Here is a 15,565-nt window from a genome sequence, read left to right as displayed (position 1 = left end):
TCTGCGTCACAGCGGACGCGGAGCGTCCGGGGCGGCATTCCCACGCAGAGCGTGGGAACGATCATGTCTGAGCAATGATCTAGTCTTGGCAGTCCCCAAAGAGAGATCGCCATGTACCGCTTCTTCGAACAGCTCAGTTCACGCATCGCCGCGCCCTTCATGGGTGAGCGTTCGCGCAACAGCAAGGTCTGGCATTGTCGCTGCGGGCAGTCGCTGTTCTTTTGCAACAGCCAGTGCCTGGCCTGTTCGGCGGCACTGGGCTATCAGCCGCAGCAAAGTCGCTTGTCATCGCTGCAACCCGGCCCGCAAGCGGATACCTGGTTGCTCGATGCCGACCCTGACGCCGGTATTTTCCGCCGTTGCGCCAATCTCGATTCCCCGGCTGCGTGCAACTGGTTATTGCCGGCCAATCATCACGATGGGTTGTGCATCGCCTGTAGCCTGAATCGCACCATCCCCGACCTGTCGATTCCCGAGAATCACGAACGCTGGCGCAAAGTGGAAACCGCCAAGCGTCGTCTGGTGGCGCAGTTGCTCAGCCTGGGCTTGCAGGTCATTCCCAAAACGGTGGACGAAGGGGCTGGTCTGGCCTTCGATTTCATCGGTATCGACCTCGAAGGCAAGCCGCCGACCACCGGGCACGCCAACGGCCTGATCACCCTCGATATCAAAGAAGCCGACGACGCCCACCGCGAGCAGGTTCGCGTGCAGATGCACGAACCCTATCGCACGCTGCTCGGTCACTTTCGGCACGAGACAGGGCATTACTACTGGGACCGACTGATCGCCAACAGTGCCTGGCTGGAACCGTTCCGCGGCCTGTTCGGCGACGAGCGTGCCAGCTACGCCGAGGCTCTTGAGCAGCATTATCAACAAGGTGCGCCGCTCGACTGGCAGCAACATTACGTCAGCGCCTACGCCACCATGCACCCTTGGGAAGATTGGGCGGAAACCTGGGCTCACTACCTGCACATGATGGATGCGGTGGACACCGCTCTGTGTTTTGGCATGAGTGCCCAGGAAATGGAGTTCGACTATCAGCCGTTTCCGCCTAGCACGCTGTTTGATCCGCAGCACCCCGGCGGTCCGGCGTTCCTGTCGTTCGTCGACGCGTGGATCGAACTGGCCGGCATGCTCAACGAGCTGTCACGCAGCATGGGGCAGCCGGACTTCTATCCGTTCGTCTTGCCGCCGGCGGTGATCGCCAGGCTGCACTTCATTCACCTGGTGATCCAGCAAGAGGGCGGCCGGGCGGATGAAGTGTTGGTGCAATAGGATCAAAAGACCGCGGCCTGGTCGCGATCTTTTGAAGGCCGGCGCATGTCCTTGAAGCAGCTCATGTTTTTTAATCCGCCCGAACGGTTGTAACTTCGTCTCAGATAGGTACAATGGCGCGGCTCGCCGTCAGGTGAGCGTCGTTATGGTGACCCCATCGGTCCCCCCGCAACGATTACCCGTGAACCTGGTCAGATCCGGAAGGAAGCAGCCACAGCGGGAACATTGTGTGCCGGGGTGTGGCTGGTGGGGTTGCCTCCATAACGCAACACGAACCCTCTCTCGTGTTTTCTATCTAAAAATACTGTTTTTCTTTACCTGCCATGGAGCTCATCCAGGGCGGCTTTTCGTCGTTTCCGAATGAAGCAGCGGGATATATAAAAGGAGGCCGATCTGTCGCGTTCGACAGGTCGGCCTCCTTTTTTATTTGTTAGCATCAAGGCTTGGACAAGGCCTGGTCAACCGCTGCGATCAGCTTTCCCAGATCCTTCGGGGTGGCTTTGTGTATGACGTTGAACAGGTACGCTCGCTGTTCATCCTCGTCGCCTAGATCTGCGAAAAAGGCTTTCAGCTTCACACCCAGCACGTCGGCAAGCAGGAACAATGCTTCCACGCTGGGGGTATAGGTGCCAGTTTCGAAGCGGCTGATGGTTTTGGGGTCAAAACCGGTTTTTTCGCCGAGTTCAGCCTGAGTAAGCCCTGCGACCTTGCGGTAGCGTCGGATGGCTGGACCCAAACTTGAAATTTGCATCGCTCAATTCCCATTTAGAATCAAGAACTTAACGATAGATTTTTGCATTAGGCAACTGCATGATCCATCACCTTGCTTTGCAAAATGTGATGCATTTCGTAGAATCGCCGCTTCGGAGGGGGTTTTGATGATCTGCTGTCTGAAGTTTAGGCGATATGAAACAGCCAGCATTGTCTTCCCTTGCCGGGTGTGCAGAGAAGCCGTTGGCGGTCTGAAACCCTCGCGAAATGTTACCAGAGTCGGTGTTGCTACCTTGCCCGAGACTAGTTGATCTTCGGCGGTCCAGGGGCCATCAAATGCTGTTCATGGAGTGATAACGTGTCTCTGCGCTGTACGTCTCAAAACATCTCTTCCGGGCATCCTGCACTGGTCGAGCGGTACCTCCGCTAGCGACAGTGAGCCTCACTCATGGATGAGAAATACCGCAGGGCCGTGGATGCCGCCGCAATTTTTTCCGAGACTGATCTCAACGGCCGGATTACTTACGTCAACGATCAATTCTGCGTCGTGTCCGGCTACAGCCGCGAGGAATTGCTGGGGCAAAACCATCGCCTGCTGAACTCCGGCCTGCATTCCGCCGATTTCTTCGCTGCCATGTGGCGCACCATTGCTCTGGGCAATGTCTGGAAGGGCGAAATCTGTAATCGCGCCAAGGATGGCAGGTTGTATTGGGTCGACAGCACAATGGTGCCGGTGCTCGACGACACCACCGGGCTCGTTGACCGATACCTGTCGATTCGTTTCGACATCAGCGAAAAACGCCAATTGCTGCAATCCCTGCAATGGCGGGTCGGGCATGACGTGCTGACCGGGCTGCCCAATCGCGCGTTCCTGTCGGATCTGCTGGATCAGGCGCTGGAGTTTTCCCGGCAGGAAAACATTCCGCTGGCAGTGTGCATGCTTGACCTCGACGGGTTCAAAGCGGTCAACGACGGCTACGGTCACGCCAGTGGCGATATGTTGCTGGTGGAAGTGGCCAAGCGTCTGCGTGACATTGTGCGCGGCGAAGATGTGGTGGCGCGATTGGCCGGTGACGAGTTCGTGCTGGTGTTGCGTTACGTGCGTGATCTGCCGGAATTGCGCGCGGCGTTGAGTCGCGTGCTGGGGGCGATCTCGGCGCCTTACACACTGCACGGTAAGGACATCAATGTGTTTGCCAGTATCGGCGTCACCCTGTTTCCCCATGACAACGAAGATGCCGAAACCCTGCTGCGCCACGCCGACCAGGCGATGTATGTGGCCAAGCAGCGCGGGCGAAACCGCTTCCATCTGTTCGATGTGTCCCGGGATCAAGAGGTCAAAGCCACGCACCAGACCGTCGAGCGGGTGCGTCAGGCGCTGGTCTCCGGTGAATTTCGCCTGCACTTTCAGCCCAAGGTGAACATGCGTCGTGGCGAGGTCGTCGGTTTCGAGGCCTTGTTGCGGTGGCAGCACCCGCAAAACGGCATGGTGCCGCCCCGGGAGTTTTTGCCGCTGGTAGAGGATACCGACCTGATCATCGATATCGGCGAATGGGTGATGGACCAGGTGCTGGCGCAGTTGCACCGCTGGCAGCAAGCGGGGCAGGGCTGGCCGATCAGTATCAACATCGCGGCGCGACATTTTCAGCGCGCGGATTTCGTCGACCGGCTCAGACAGGTACTCGCTCGGCATGCTCAGGTTGCCCCGCGGATGCTCGACCTGGAAATCGTCGAGTCGGTGGCGATCGAGAATATCCAGCATGTCAGCGCCTGTTTGCAGGCCTGTCAGGCGTTGGGGGTGCAGTTTTCCCTGGGGGATTTCGGCACCGGTTATTCGTCCCTGAGTTATCTCAAGCGTTTACGCACCCAGACTATCAAGATCGACAAGTCATTTGTACGTGACATTCTGAATGACCGGGATGACCTGGCCCTGACCACGGCGGTGATTGGCCTGGCCCGGGCATTCGGTCGGCAGGTGATTGCCGAGGGGCTGGAAAGCCTTGAGCACGGTGAGTTGTTGTTGCGGCTGGGGTGCGAAGTCGCTCAAGGCTATTTCATCGCCCGTCCGATGCCGCCCTCCGAGGTGCCGGCCTGGGTGGCGGGGTTTGTCGCCCCGTCGCAATGGCAGGCACTCGATCAAATAGCCTGACTCGCTCTATATGGCAGCCTTCGGCAGCTGCTACGGGGTCTGGTTGCCGGTATAGAGCCGGATGATGTCATTGATCTCCCCCGACGTTTTCATTTGCTGCAACGTACGCAAAATGCGTTGTACCGGCACTTTGGGGTCATTGCGCACGTAACAACTGATAGGCTGTTCCTGCACCAGCGCTACGCTTTTCAGTTGCTGGTCGGGCAGCAGGCGCTGGTTGAACCAGTCCAGGGTCCATTGGTTGCTCACCGCGTAGCGATAGCGTCCAGCCAGCAGCTTTTCCAGCACCTGTTCCTGATTGCGTGCGTCCTCGCGGTGCAGCCGGTCGGCGTCGAACAGCGGTTGCAGGGTCGGGTAGCTATAGCCGAGCACGGTGCCGATCGACTGTCGTGGCAGGTCCGCTGGATTGACAGAGTCGGGTGGGCCTTGCCGGCCAATCAGCATGTCGCGCTGAACCAGCAGCGGAACGCTCCAGATATAGTCGCCGGACGGGGTCGACAACCAGTCTTGTGAGACGAAACAGCGCACATCGGCTTCGCCGTGTTCCATGGCGTTCTGTACTCGCGGCCGAGGCAACACGTGAAATTGCGCCGGCGCGCCGACCTGAGTCGCCAGGCTAAGCATGATGTCGTGCAGAATGCCCTGGGTCGGCCGGTCGCGCTCGATTTGCACCAAGGGCATGGCCCAGCTGTCCGGCACGACAAAGCGCAACGGCGCTTCGGCGGCCGCGACGCTCAGGCTGACGAATAGCAGTGCCCCCAAGGCAAAGTGCATAAATGCTCCGGTACGGCTCAAGCCTGAGCTGATAAAAGCTCCTCAAAGTGCAGCTTAGCCAGAATAGACGAGCGCACCGGATGCAATTTTGGCCTTGCTCCGCTAGCATTAGCCGCTTCTGCTTCCTTCGCTGCGACGGTTTTCGATGAGTTATCAGGTTCTTGCACGTAAATGGCGTCCGCGCTCGTTCCGCGAAATGGTCGGCCAGACCCATGTGCTCAAGGCTCTGATCAATGCCTTGGACAGCCAGCGGCTGCACCACGCCTACCTGTTTACCGGTACCCGCGGGGTCGGCAAGACCACCATCGCGCGGATCATCGCCAAATGCCTGAATTGTGAAACAGGTATCACTTCGACGCCTTGTGGCGAGTGCTCGGTGTGCCGCGAAATCGATGAAGGCCGCTTCGTCGACCTGATCGAGATCGACGCCGCGAGCCGGACCAAGGTCGAAGACACCCGAGAACTGCTCGACAACGTGCAGTACGCGCCGAGCCGTGGGCGCTTCAAGGTCTACCTGATCGACGAAGTGCACATGCTTTCCAGCCATTCCTTCAATGCGCTGTTGAAAACCCTCGAAGAGCCGCCGCCCTACGTCAAGTTCATCCTGGCTACCACCGATCCGCAGAAACTTCCTGCAACGATTCTCTCGCGGTGCCTGCAGTTCTCCCTGAAGAACATGACCCCTGAGCGGGTGGTCGAGCATCTGAGCCATGTGCTGAGCGTCGAGAACGTGCCGTTCGAAGACGATGCGCTGTGGTTGCTGGGTCGCGCCGCCGACGGTTCGATGCGCGATGCCATGAGCCTGACCGACCAGGCCATCGCCTTCGGTGAAGGCAAGGTTCTGGCCGCCGACGTGCGGGCGATGCTCGGCACCCTCGATCACGGCCAGGTCTACGACGTCCTGCATGCGTTGATCGAAGGCGACGCCAAGGCGTTGCTCGAAGCCGTGCGCCATCTGGCCGAGCAAGGCCCGGACTGGAACGGCGTGCTCTCGGAAATTCTCAACGTGTTGCACCGTGTTGCCATCGCCCAGGCCCTGCCTGAAGGTGTCGACAACGGTCATGGCGACCGTGATCGAGTATTGGCACTGGCCCAGGCACTGCCGGCCGAAGATGTGCAGTTCTATTACCAGATGGGCCTGATTGGTCGCCGGGATTTGCCGCTGGCACCGGATCCGCGCGGCGGTTTCGAAATGGTCCTGCTGCGAATGCTCGCATTCAGGCCAGCAGACACCGAGGACGCTCCGAGGCAACCGCTAAAGCCAGTGGGGATCAGCCAGGCCACAGTTGATTCCGCAAACTCAGTGGCTGCCGCGCCGATTGTTGCGCCGGTAGTCGCTGCGGCCGTGGTACCGGTTCCAGTGGCGCCCGTGGTTGCACCAGCACCAGTACCTGTCCCGGCCGTTGCGCCTGAACCTGTTGCGCTGGTGGCGGTGCCTGAGCCCGAGCCCGTGGTCGAGCCTGTAGCGGTCGAAGAAGTCGTCGATCTGCCCTGGAACGATCCGGTAGAGCCCGAGGTTGTCCAGCAGCCCGCCGTCGAGCCAATGCTGGAGACGGCCGGCGAACAACCCGAATTACCACCGATGCCCATGCCGACGCCGGACAGCGTGGTGCCGGATGCGCCTGAGTGGGCCGCTGCGCCGATTCCGGAACCGTCCGTGGCCGAAGTCGATGCCGCCACGCCAGGCATCGACCTGGATGACGAACCGCCGCTGGACGAGGACTACATCGAGCCGGACATGGATTCGGCCTACAGCTACCTCGACGATCTGGCCAGTGAGCACACCGCCGAACCTGCGGCGCAGCCCGAGCCTGAACCGGCTGCGATGCCGGCCACCGGCCTGGCCCTGCAATGGCTGGAGTTGTTCCCGAAATTGCCGGTGTCCGGCATGACCGGCAGCATCGCCGCCAACTGCACGCTGATCGCCGTCGATGGCGACAATTGGCTGTTGCATCTGGACCCGGCTCACAGCGCCCTGTTCAACGCGACGCAACAACGTCGCCTCAACGATGCGCTGAACCAGCACCACGGGCGCACGCTGACCCTGAGCATCGAGCTGATCAAGCCTGAGCAGGAAACCCCGGCCCAGGCAGCGTCCCGGCGTCGTGCCGACCGTCAGCGCGAGGCCGAGGAGTCGATCCATGGCGATCCGTTCATCCAGCAAATGATGCAGCAGTTCGGGGCGGTGGTCCGTCACGATACTATTGAACCTGTCGAAGCCCTGGTCAGTCAGGGCTAATAACTGAAGGCGCTTGGCCGCACTCGCCGGGCGCTGTTTTTATCCAAGTACTTTTGAGGTGATTCCCATGATGAAAGGTGGCATGGCCGGCCTGATGAAGCAGGCGCAGCAGATGCAGGAAAAAATGGCCAAGATGCAGGAAGAGCTGGCCAACGCCGAAGTCACCGGTAAGGCCGGTGGCGATATGGTCACCGTGGTAATGACCGGTCGTCACGACGTCAAGCGCGTGACCATCGACCCAAGCCTGGTCGAAGGCCTGAGCGAAGACGACAAAGAGATGCTGGAGGCTGTATTCGCCGCCGCCGTCAACGACGCCGTGCGCAAGATCGAAGCCAACAGCCAGGAAAAAATGGGCAGCATGACCGCTGGCATGCAACTGCCACCGGGTATGAAATTGCCATTCTGATTCGCCAACGCGCGTCGGATGGGTTAAAAAAATGCCAGGCATCGCGCCTGGCATTTTTGTTTCTGCCTGCGGTTTACCCTGTGGCGAGGGGGCTTGCCCTCGTTCGGCTGCGCAGCAGTCGTTAAATCAGTCAATACAGCTTTCGATGCTGGGCCCGCTTCGCGAGCCAACGGGGGCAAGCCCCCTCGCCACAGGGTAATTGGCGCTGCTATTTGACGCTAAACAGAGGCGCGGGTATAAACCGCGTCTCGTTGTTATGTCGGACTTTTTCCCCATGAGCTTCAGCCCTTTGATTCGCCAACTGATCGATGCCCTGCGAATTTTGCCGGGTGTGGGTCAGAAAACTGCCCAGCGCATGGCGTTGCAACTGCTTGAGCGCGATCGCAGCGGCGGTTCGCGACTGGCCCAGGCGCTGAGCCAGGCCATGGAAGGGGTGGGCCACTGCCGTTTGTGCCGCACGCTGACCGAAGACGATCTGTGCCCGCAATGCGCCGATTCACGCCGCGACGACACCTTGCTGTGTGTGGTGGAAGGTCCGATGGACGTGTACGCGGTGGAGCAGACCGGTTTTCGCGGTCGCTACTTCGTGCTCAAGGGCCACTTGTCGCCTCTGGACGGGTTGGGGCCGGAAGCCATCGGCATTCCACAACTGATGGCGCGGATCGAAGAGGCGGGCACGTTTACCGAAGTCATCCTCGCCACCAACCCGACGGTGGAAGGCGAGGCCACGGCGCATTACATCGCCCAGTTGCTCAGCAACAAGGGCCTGATCGCCTCGCGCATTGCCCACGGCGTGCCGTTGGGTGGCGAGCTGGAACTGGTGGATGGCGGGACATTGGCGCATTCGTTTGCCGGGCGTAAGCCGATTTCGCTGTAACCGTATCAAAATCAAAAGATCTGCAAATCCTCTTTTGAAAACTTGGCGGCTCGCGAAGGCGTCCTTCCAGACGCCGCTTACTTATCGCTCAACGCAAACTGCGTCAGACAGAAAGTCGGAATCCCCATGTCTTCCAGCCGTTGCGAACCACCCAGCTCCGGCAAGTCAATGATCGCCGCCGCTTCATGCACCCGCGCGCCCATGCGCCGAACCAGGTTGGCCGCCGCAATCAGCGTGCCGCCGGTGGCGATCAGGTCATCGAACAGCACCACCGAATCCCCCTCGCACAGGCTGTCGGCGTGGACTTCGAGGAAGGCTTCGCCGTATTCGGTCGCGTAACCTTCGGCCAGCACGTCGGCAGGCAATTTGCCCTGCTTGCGGAACAACACCAATGGCTTGTTCAGCTGATACGCCAATATCGAACCGATCAGGAATCCGCGCGCGTCCATGGCGCCGATGTGGGTGAAGTCGGCCTCGACGTAGCGATGGGCGAAGCTGTCCATCACCAGGCGCAGGGCTGTGGGCGACTGAAACAGCGGGGTGATGTCGCGAAAGATCACGCCCGGCTTGGGGAAGTCGATCACGGGGCGGATCAGTGATTTGATGTCGAAGGAGTCGATGACCATCGTCGAAGTGTCCTGGCGGGCTGCAAATGTCGCAGTATAACGGTGGCTGAACCGTTTCGCTCAGCCACCGTCAACAGGGTCAGCCTTCGATCGAGCCACCGGCCAGGGCGCAGAGCTGGATCGGGTCGAGGATGTGCACTTCCTTGCCCTCGGCGGCGATCAGTTCGTTTTGCTGGAAGCGCGTGAACACCCGGGACACGGTTTCCACCGCCAGGCCCAGGTAATTACCGATTTCGTTGCGCGACATGCTCAGCCGGAACTGGTTGGCCGAGAAGCCTCGGGCGCGGAAACGGGCCGACAGGTTGACCAGGAAGGTGGCGATGCGCTCGTCGGCGGTTTTCTTCGACAGCAGCAACATCATTTGCTGATCGTCACGAATCTCGCGGCTCATCACGCGCATCAACTGACGGCGCAGTTGTGGCAGTTGCAGGGCCAGTTCGTCGAGGCGCTCGAACGGGATCTCGCACACCGAAGTGGTTTCCAGGGCTTGCGCCGAGACCGGATGCTTTTCGGTGTCCATGCCCGACAGACCGACCAATTCACTCGGCAAATGGAAACCGGTGAGTTGTTCTTCGCCGCCATCGCTCAGGCTGAAGGTCTTCAGGGCGCCGGAGCGTACTGCATAAACGGAATCGAACGTGTCGCCCTGGCGAAACAGGAATTCGCCTTTTTTCAGCGGGCGACCACGTTTGACGATATCGTCCAGCGCATCCATGTCTTCCAGATTCAGAGAAAGTGGCAGGCAGAGAGGGGCCAGGCTGCAATCCTTACAATGGGCCTGGTTATGAGCGCGCAGCTTTACTGGCTCGGACATTTCTTTAATCCTTGTGGGAAAACACGCATAAGACGTAAGGGTACCCCACGGGAGGACATTCGGACCAGCCTGCGACAATTTAACCGCAAGGCATTAGATCACTCGTGAAAAGCGCTGGCGATTGGTGTGTTCCAGGTATGCATCGAACACCATGCACACCGAGCGCACCAGCAGTCGGCCTGCGGGGAGTACGGTGATCCGTTCATTGTCGAGCTCGATCAACCCGTCCTTGGCCATGTCCTGCAGCTGTGGCCAGAGCTCGCCGAAGTAACCGCGAAAATCGATGTTGAAGGCCTGCTCGATTTCCGCGAATTCCAGGTTGAAATGGCAAATCAGTTGCTGAATCACCGCCCTGCGCAAGCGATCGTCGGCATTGCACAGCAGGCCACGGGCGGTGGCCAGTTGCGCGGACGCCAAAGCGTTCTGGTACTGGGTCAGGTCGCTGCTGTTCTGGCAGTACAGGTCGCCGATCTGGCTGATGGCCGATACCCCCAGACCGATCAGATCGCAATGACCGTGGGTGGTGTAGCCCTGGAAGTTGCGTTGCAAGGTCGACTCTTCCTGGGCAATCGCCAGTTCATCATCGGGCAGGGCGAAGTGGTCCATGCCGATGTAGCGGTAACCGGCGGCCGTCAGTTGTTCGATGGTGCGCTGGAGCATTTCCAGCTTCTGCGCCGGTTCCGGTAGATCGTTGCTGTTGATCCGCCGTTGCGGCATGAAGCGCTCTGGCAGATGGGCGTAGTTGAACACCGAGAGCCGGTCCGGTTGCAGGTTGATGACTTCGTCGACGGTGCGGGCGAAGTTCTCGGGCGTCTGCTTGGGCAGGCCGTAGATCAGATCGATGTTGATCGAGCGATATTGCAGAGTCCGGGCGGCGTCGATCACCGCGCGGGTTTCTTCCAGGCTTTGCAGGCGATTGACCGCCCGCTGTACCGCCGGGTCAAGGTCTTGCAGGCCGATGCTGACCCGGTTGAAGCCCAGTTCCCGGAGCAGGCCCATGGTCGACCAGTCGGCCTCGCGCGGGTCGATCTCGATGCCGTAGTCGCCGGAATCGTCGTCCAGCAGATTGAAATGCTTGCGCAGCCGGGCCATCAGCTGACGCAGTTCATCGTGGCTGAGAAAGGTCGGTGTGCCGCCGCCGAAATGCAGTTGCTCGACTTTTTGCATGGGGTCGAGGTGGCAGGCGATCAGCTGGATTTCCTGTTCCAGGCGCTGCAAATAGGGCAGGGCGCGGCCTCGGTCCTTGGTGATGACTTTGTTGCAGGCGCAGTAGTAGCAGATGTTCGCGCAGAACGGCACGTGCACATACAGGGATAACGGCCGCAGCGCCTTGCGGCTGTCGCGCAGGGCATGAAACAGGTCGAAGGTGCCGACCTGGCTGTCGAATTGCACGGCCGTCGGATACGAGGTGTAGCGCGGCCCCGCCAGGTCGTAACGGCGGATCAGATCTGTGTCCCAACGAATGGCGTCGAGCATGCGGGCATTCCCCCGGATAGGCTGGCAGTGTCGGCGAGTCTAGGGGGGGCGGCATTGCGGCATCTTGATTTGCATCAACGGTGATTGGCGATAGCGATAGTTTTTGTGGCGAGGGGGCTAATGCCCCATGAGCCAATGCTGATGCGGCCCCGGCAAGGTCCAGATGCCGAACACCATCACCAACAAGCCGCCGGTCATGCGCACGCTGCGTTTACGCAACAACGCCGTGACCCGCTCGGCGGCCAGGCCTGTGGCGAGCAGCACCGGCCAGGTGCCCAACCCGAACGCCAGCATCAGCAACGCACTGTCCAGCGCATTACCCTGGCTCGCCGACCACAGCAATGTGCTGTAAACCAGCCCGCACGGCAGCCAGCCCCACAGCGCGCCGAGCAGCAAGGCGCGGGGCAGGTTCGACACTGGCAACAGTGTGTTGGCCACCGGCTGGATATGCCGCCACAGGCCGCGACCGAGGCTTTCGATGCGGGTCAAGCCGCTCCACCAACCGGCCAGGTACAGCCCCATGGCGATCAGCAGTAATCCGGCGAGGATGCGCATGAACATCGCCGCCGGGCTATTGGCCACGGCCCAGCCAGCCAGGCCGATCAGCAGGCCGGCCGCGGCGTAGCTGAGAATCCGCCCCAGGTTGTAGGCCAGCAACAAGCGCAAGCGTCGGCTGCGCTGTTCCTTGGGGATCGCCAGGGTCAACGCGCCCATCAAACCGCCGCACATGCCCAGGCAATGGCCGCCACCGAGCAGGCCGAGGATCAGCGCAGAGACCAGCAGTGGCGCCAAATCAAGCATGGGGTGGCGCCTTGTCGTCCGGCTTGGCCGGATGGCCGCTGGCCTCGTCGACCGCTGCCGTATGCTTCGGGTCCTGGTCGTCGAACAGGATGCTGTGGGCCGGGCCGTCGAGGTCGTCGTACTGACCGCTGTCGACCGCCCAGAAGAAGATGTAGATAGCGATGGCCACGATCAGCAGCGCGGCCGGGATCATCACGTAGAGAGCTGGCATCTGGACTCCATGCCCGCGCGGCTCAGGCCGGCAGCGGGCGGGTTTCTGGCGTGGCGCTAGTGGCTGGCGCGCTCGGCAGGCGAGTCAGGCGCAAAGCATTCAACACCACGGTCAACGAACTGATGGACATGCCGACCGCGGCCCACACCGGAGTGATCCAGCCGAGGGCGGCGAATGGCAACATGAGGCCATTGTACAGCGCTGCCCACAGCAAGTTCTCGATGATGACCCGACGGGTGCGACGGGCCAGGCTGAAGGCTTGCACCAGCGCGTCGAGGCGGTTCGACAGCAACACCGCGTCGGCACTGGTTTTTGCCAGATCGGTGGCCGAGCCCATCGCCACGCTGATGTCGGCGGCGGCCAGCACCGGCACGTCGTTGACCCCGTCACCGAGCATCAACACCTTGCGGCCTTCCTGGTGCAGTTGTTGCAGCACCTGCAATTTATCGTCCGGACGCAAACCGCCACGGGCCTCGTCGATGCCCAGTTCGGCGGCGACGCTGGCGACCATCGGCGAGCTGTCGCCGGACAGCAGCAAGGTGCGCCAGCCGCGAGCCTTGCAGGCCGCCAGCAGAGCGGGGGCGTCGGCGCGCAAACGGTCGTCGAGGACGAACCACGCCAGTGGTCCCTGGCTGTCGCCGAGCAGCAGCCATTGGCCGGGTTCATCGGGCATCATCGGCACTTGAGCACCGCTGAGCTCGCAGACAAAACCCGGTTGGCCAATGCGCAGGCGTTGCGCGCCGACCAAGCCTTCGAGACCCAGGCCCGGCGTGCTGTGGACCTCTTCGGCGGCCAGCGGCGCGCGGCCAAAAGCCCGGGCGATCGGGTGTTCGGAACGGTTTTCCAGGGCGGCGGCGAGGCTCAGGCATTGATCGCTCGCCAGTGCCCCAAGCGGCCGGATCGAACGCAAGGCCAGCCGACCTTCGGTGAGGGTGCCGGTTTTGTCGAAAATCACCGTGTCGATCTGGTTCAGGCCTTCCAGTACATGGCCGCGCGTCAGCAAAAGCCCCAGTTTGTGCAGCGTGCCGGTGGCGGCGGTGAGAGCGGTCGGCGTGGCCAGGGACAAGGCGCACGGGCAGGTCGCAACCAGCATCGCCAGGACAATCCAGAACGCTCGCGATGAATCCAGCTCCCACCAGAGCAGGCCGATGGCGGCCACTGCGATAAGCGTCAGCAGCAAGAACCATTGCGCGGCGCGGTCGGCGATTTCCGCCAGCCGTGGCTTTTCGGCCTGGGCGCGATCCAGCAGGCGGACGATGGCCGACAGGCGCGTGTCCTGACCCAGCGCCAGGACCTCCACGGTCAACGCACCCTCGACGTTCAAGGTGCCAGCGGTGACAGCGTCGCCCAGGGTTCGTGGTTGCGGCAGGTATTCGCCGGTGAGCAGGGATTCGTCAATGCTCGACTGACCGTCGAGGATCTTGCCGTCGGCCGGCAGGATCGCGCCGGGGTGCACCAGCACCTGATCGCCCACGCGTAACTCGCTGAGCAGAATCCGCTCGCTCTGGCCGTCGGCACTCAGCCGCAGGCAGGAGGCGGGCAACAGATTGACCAGTTGTGCGGTCGCGGCGGCGGTTCGTTCCCGGGCGCGGCGTTCCAGGTAGCGCCCAGCCAGCAGGAACAGCGCAAACATTCCCACCGCATCGAAATACAGCTCGCCGACCCCGGTGATCGAGGTCCAGATCCCGGCGATATAGGCACTGCCAATTGCCAGTGACACCGAGACGTCCATCGTCAGGTGCCGGGTGCGCAGATCGCGCATCGCCCCTTTGAAGAACGGCGCACAGCTGTAGAACACGATCGGCGTGGTGAGAAACAACGCGACCCAACGCAAGATGGTGTGCAGTTCGGGGCTGAGGTCAATGTTGAATTCCGGCCAGGTGGCCATGGTCGCCATCATCGCCTGGAACCACAGCAACCCGGCGACCCCGAGTTGGCGCAGGGCCAGACGGTTTTCGCTGGCCAGTTGTTCGCTGGCACGGTCGGCCTGATAAGGGTGAGCGGCGTAACCGATGTGGCGCAATTCGCTGAGCACCTGGCTCAACGGCAATTGCGCGTCGGCCCAGCGCACGTGCAGGCGATGGTTGGACAGGTTCAGGCGTGCTTCGGCCACCGCCGGCAGGCTGCGAAGATGCTTTTCGATCAGCCAGCCGCAGGCGGCGCAGCTGATGCCTTCCATCAACAGGGTGGTTTCGGCGAGTTCGCCTTCGTGACGGACAAAGGGTTGCTGCACGTCGGCGCGATCATACAGCGCCAACTCGTCGACCAACTGCACCGGCAAGGCTTCGGGGTTGGCCGAGGCTTCGCTGCGATGCTGGTAATAACTTTCCAGCCCACCGGCCACGATGGCCTCGGCCACCGCCTGGCAACCCGGGCAGCAGAATTCGCGGGTATCCCCGAGGACAGCGGCGGTGAAGCGGCTACCGGCCGGGACGGGCAGTGCGCAGTGGTAGCAGGGGGTTGGACTGGTCATGTTTGTTGCCATGAAAACCATTGTGGCAGGCCCAAAGGCCTCTGTGGCGAGGGGGCTTGCCCCCGTTGGACCGCGCAGCGGTCCCAAAGACAGTCAGCGCGAACTTCTCGATAGATCGAGTAGACAACTTGCGGCTGCTGCGCAACCGAACGCGGGCAAGCCCGCTCGCCACAGGAGATCGTTGTGACTATTTCTTCAGGTCTTCGGCACCTTGCAACGGCTCATCACCGAGCAGCAGATCCTTGGCATGGCTGACCTGTTCTTCCTCGAACATGCGCCAGGTCTTGTCATCCTGCATACCCAACAACTCAACGAAACGCCGGCCTTCAACCTTGTCGCTCAACTGGCCAATGTAGCGGCCCTGTTCAGTTTCACTGCGGGCCAGGGTGATCTTGCGATCCTTCTCCGGCTGGGTCGGCGAAATCAGATTCAGCTCAAGGGTTTTCGGTTGGCTGTTGCCGCTCAGGCGCAGGTCGACTTCGCCGGTCAGCTCATCCAGGTGCACGCTGGCTCGCAGTTGCAGGGTCTGGGCCAGCAGTTCACGGTCCAGGGAGCGGTTGATGCCTTTGCCGGCCTCGTAATAGTTGTCGTTGACCAGGTTGTCCGGGTTGTTCACCGCGATGGTCACCATCGACAGGGTCAAGGTCACCGAGCAGGCCAGGATGGCGATGATGATCCACGGCCAAAGGTGCTTGTACCAGGGACTTGCGGCAGTTGCTGCGGGCATGATCAC

14 protein-coding genes and 1 other RNA gene are annotated in these 15,565 nt (G+C 61.2%); 6 read left to right on the top strand and 9 right to left on the bottom strand.

Translation table 11 applies throughout. The features are described from left to right. Nucleotides 1–111 precede the first annotated feature (111 nt). Both AC1DQM_RS13950 and ffs read left to right on the top strand, forming a co-directional pair. Nucleotides 112–1,275, top strand: a complete 1,164-nt coding sequence (locus AC1DQM_RS13950) for a zinc-binding metallopeptidase family protein (RefSeq protein WP_477746364.1) — start codon at nt 112–114, stop codon at nt 1,273–1,275. Nucleotides 1,276–1,430: 155 nt separating this feature from the next. Continuing rightward, nucleotides 1,431–1,527: signal recognition particle sRNA small type (ffs, locus tag AC1DQM_RS13945), an RNA gene on the top strand. Between the two features lie 184 nt (nt 1,528–1,711). Here the strand turns inward: ffs and AC1DQM_RS13940 are convergent. Further along, nucleotides 1,712–2,026 carry a helix-turn-helix domain-containing protein gene (locus tag AC1DQM_RS13940; RefSeq protein ID WP_018925286.1) on the bottom strand — a complete coding sequence of 105 codons (315 nt, stop codon included), beginning with the start codon at nt 2,024–2,026 and terminating at the stop codon, nt 1,712–1,714. Nucleotides 2,027–2,434: 408 nt separating this feature from the next. On the opposite strand from AC1DQM_RS13940, the gene AC1DQM_RS13935 reads away from it, so the two are divergent. Further along, nucleotides 2,435–4,135 (top strand): putative bifunctional diguanylate cyclase/phosphodiesterase, encoded by a 1,701-nt coding sequence (locus AC1DQM_RS13935; RefSeq protein ID WP_477746363.1) that lies wholly within the window; start codon nt 2,435–2,437, stop codon nt 4,133–4,135. Between the two features lie 30 nt (nt 4,136–4,165). Here the strand turns inward: AC1DQM_RS13935 and AC1DQM_RS13930 are convergent, their stop codons facing one another. Further along, nucleotides 4,166–4,909 carry a substrate-binding periplasmic protein gene (locus tag AC1DQM_RS13930; protein WP_111454680.1) on the bottom strand — a complete coding sequence of 248 codons (744 nt, stop codon included), beginning with the start codon at nt 4,907–4,909 and terminating at the stop codon, nt 4,166–4,168. 145 nt (nt 4,910–5,054) lie between these two features. Between AC1DQM_RS13930 and dnaX the strand changes: the two genes are divergently transcribed. The 3 genes from dnaX to recR all read left to right on the top strand — a co-directional run bounded on the left by dnaX (nt 5,055) and on the right by recR (nt 8,431). Beyond that, the gene (gene dnaX / locus AC1DQM_RS13925; RefSeq protein ID WP_477746362.1) at nt 5,055–7,148 is read left to right on the top strand and encodes a DNA polymerase III subunit gamma/tau; all 2,094 of its coding nucleotides are present in this window, start codon (nt 5,055–5,057) and stop codon (nt 7,146–7,148) included. Between the two features lie 67 nt (nt 7,149–7,215). Beyond that, nucleotides 7,216–7,554, top strand: a complete 339-nt coding sequence (locus tag AC1DQM_RS13920) for a YbaB/EbfC family nucleoid-associated protein (RefSeq protein ID WP_018925290.1) — start codon at nt 7,216–7,218, stop codon at nt 7,552–7,554. A 274-nt stretch (nt 7,555–7,828) separates the two neighbouring features. Next, nucleotides 7,829–8,431: a recombination mediator RecR gene (gene recR, locus AC1DQM_RS13915; RefSeq protein WP_064619124.1), complete on the top strand. Its 603-nt coding sequence runs from the start codon at nt 7,829–7,831 to the stop codon at nt 8,429–8,431. 77 nt (nt 8,432–8,508) lie between these two features. On the opposite strand, the gene AC1DQM_RS13910 is transcribed toward recR, so the two are convergent. The 7 genes from AC1DQM_RS13910 to AC1DQM_RS13880 all read right to left on the bottom strand — a co-directional run bounded on the left by AC1DQM_RS13910 (nt 8,509) and on the right by AC1DQM_RS13880 (nt 15,559). Continuing rightward, on the bottom strand, nt 8,509–9,057 hold the full coding sequence (locus AC1DQM_RS13910) for an adenine phosphoribosyltransferase (RefSeq protein ID WP_007933355.1): 549 nt from the start codon (nt 9,055–9,057) through the stop codon (nt 8,509–8,511). Nucleotides 9,058–9,136: 79 nt separating this feature from the next. After that, nucleotides 9,137–9,871 (bottom strand): fumarate/nitrate reduction transcriptional regulator Fnr, encoded by a 735-nt coding sequence (gene fnr, locus AC1DQM_RS13905; protein ID WP_018925294.1) that lies wholly within the window; start codon nt 9,869–9,871, stop codon nt 9,137–9,139. Between the two features lie 93 nt (nt 9,872–9,964). Beyond that, entirely contained in the window at nt 9,965–11,347 is a 1,383-nt protein-coding gene (gene hemN / locus AC1DQM_RS13900; RefSeq protein ID WP_018925295.1) for an oxygen-independent coproporphyrinogen III oxidase, read from the bottom strand. Between the two features lie 117 nt (nt 11,348–11,464). Continuing rightward, nucleotides 11,465–12,148: a sulfite exporter TauE/SafE family protein gene (locus AC1DQM_RS13895; protein WP_477746361.1), complete on the bottom strand. Its 684-nt coding sequence runs from the start codon at nt 12,146–12,148 to the stop codon at nt 11,465–11,467. After that, on the bottom strand, nt 12,141–12,359 hold the full coding sequence (ccoS, locus tag AC1DQM_RS13890; RefSeq protein ID WP_007933363.1) for a cbb3-type cytochrome oxidase assembly protein CcoS: 219 nt from the start codon (nt 12,357–12,359) through the stop codon (nt 12,141–12,143). The genes AC1DQM_RS13895 and ccoS overlap by 8 nt, the downstream gene beginning before the upstream one ends. Nucleotides 12,360–12,381: 22 nt before the next feature. After that, the gene (locus AC1DQM_RS13885) at nt 12,382–14,832 is read right to left on the bottom strand and encodes a heavy metal translocating P-type ATPase (RefSeq protein ID WP_064619119.1); all 2,451 of its coding nucleotides are present in this window, start codon (nt 14,830–14,832) and stop codon (nt 12,382–12,384) included. A gap of 187 nt (nt 14,833–15,019) precedes the next feature. Next, complete coding sequence (locus tag AC1DQM_RS13880; protein WP_111454683.1) at nt 15,020–15,559, bottom strand: FixH family protein; 540 nt, start codon at nt 15,557–15,559, stop codon at nt 15,020–15,022. Nucleotides 15,560–15,565 lie beyond the last annotated feature (6 nt).

This window comes from Pseudomonas sp. 01L34 (assembly GCF_056400265.1).
This window is presented reverse-complemented; position numbering and strand designations above follow the sequence as displayed.

Coding starts and splice junctions, on each gene's coding strand:
- AC1DQM_RS13880 (WP_111454683.1), bottom strand. CDS start 15,559: ATGCCCGCAGCAACTGCCGCAAGTCCCTGGTACAAGCACCTTTGGCCG.
- AC1DQM_RS13940 (WP_018925286.1), bottom strand. CDS start 2,026: ATGCAAATTTCAAGTTTGGGTCCAGCCATCCGACGCTACCGCAAGGTC.
- dnaX (WP_477746362.1), top strand. CDS start 5,055: ATGAGTTATCAGGTTCTTGCACGTAAATGGCGTCCGCGCTCGTTCCGC.
- AC1DQM_RS13885 (WP_064619119.1), bottom strand. CDS start 14,832: ATGACCAGTCCAACCCCCTGCTACCACTGCGCACTGCCCGTCCCGGCC.
- fnr (WP_018925294.1), bottom strand. CDS start 9,871: ATGTCCGAGCCAGTAAAGCTGCGCGCTCATAACCAGGCCCATTGTAAG.
- recR (WP_064619124.1), top strand. CDS start 7,829: ATGAGCTTCAGCCCTTTGATTCGCCAACTGATCGATGCCCTGCGAATT.
- AC1DQM_RS13950 (WP_477746364.1), top strand. CDS start 112: ATGTACCGCTTCTTCGAACAGCTCAGTTCACGCATCGCCGCGCCCTTC.
- hemN (WP_018925295.1), bottom strand. CDS start 11,347: ATGCTCGACGCCATTCGTTGGGACACAGATCTGATCCGCCGTTACGAC.
- AC1DQM_RS13910 (WP_007933355.1), bottom strand. CDS start 9,057: ATGGTCATCGACTCCTTCGACATCAAATCACTGATCCGCCCCGTGATC.
- ccoS (WP_007933363.1), bottom strand. CDS start 12,359: ATGCCAGCTCTCTACGTGATGATCCCGGCCGCGCTGCTGATCGTGGCC.
- AC1DQM_RS13920 (WP_018925290.1), top strand. CDS start 7,216: ATGATGAAAGGTGGCATGGCCGGCCTGATGAAGCAGGCGCAGCAGATG.
- AC1DQM_RS13930 (WP_111454680.1), bottom strand. CDS start 4,909: ATGCACTTTGCCTTGGGGGCACTGCTATTCGTCAGCCTGAGCGTCGCG.
- AC1DQM_RS13935 (WP_477746363.1), top strand. CDS start 2,435: ATGGATGAGAAATACCGCAGGGCCGTGGATGCCGCCGCAATTTTTTCC.
- AC1DQM_RS13895 (WP_477746361.1), bottom strand. CDS start 12,148: ATGCTTGATTTGGCGCCACTGCTGGTCTCTGCGCTGATCCTCGGCCTG.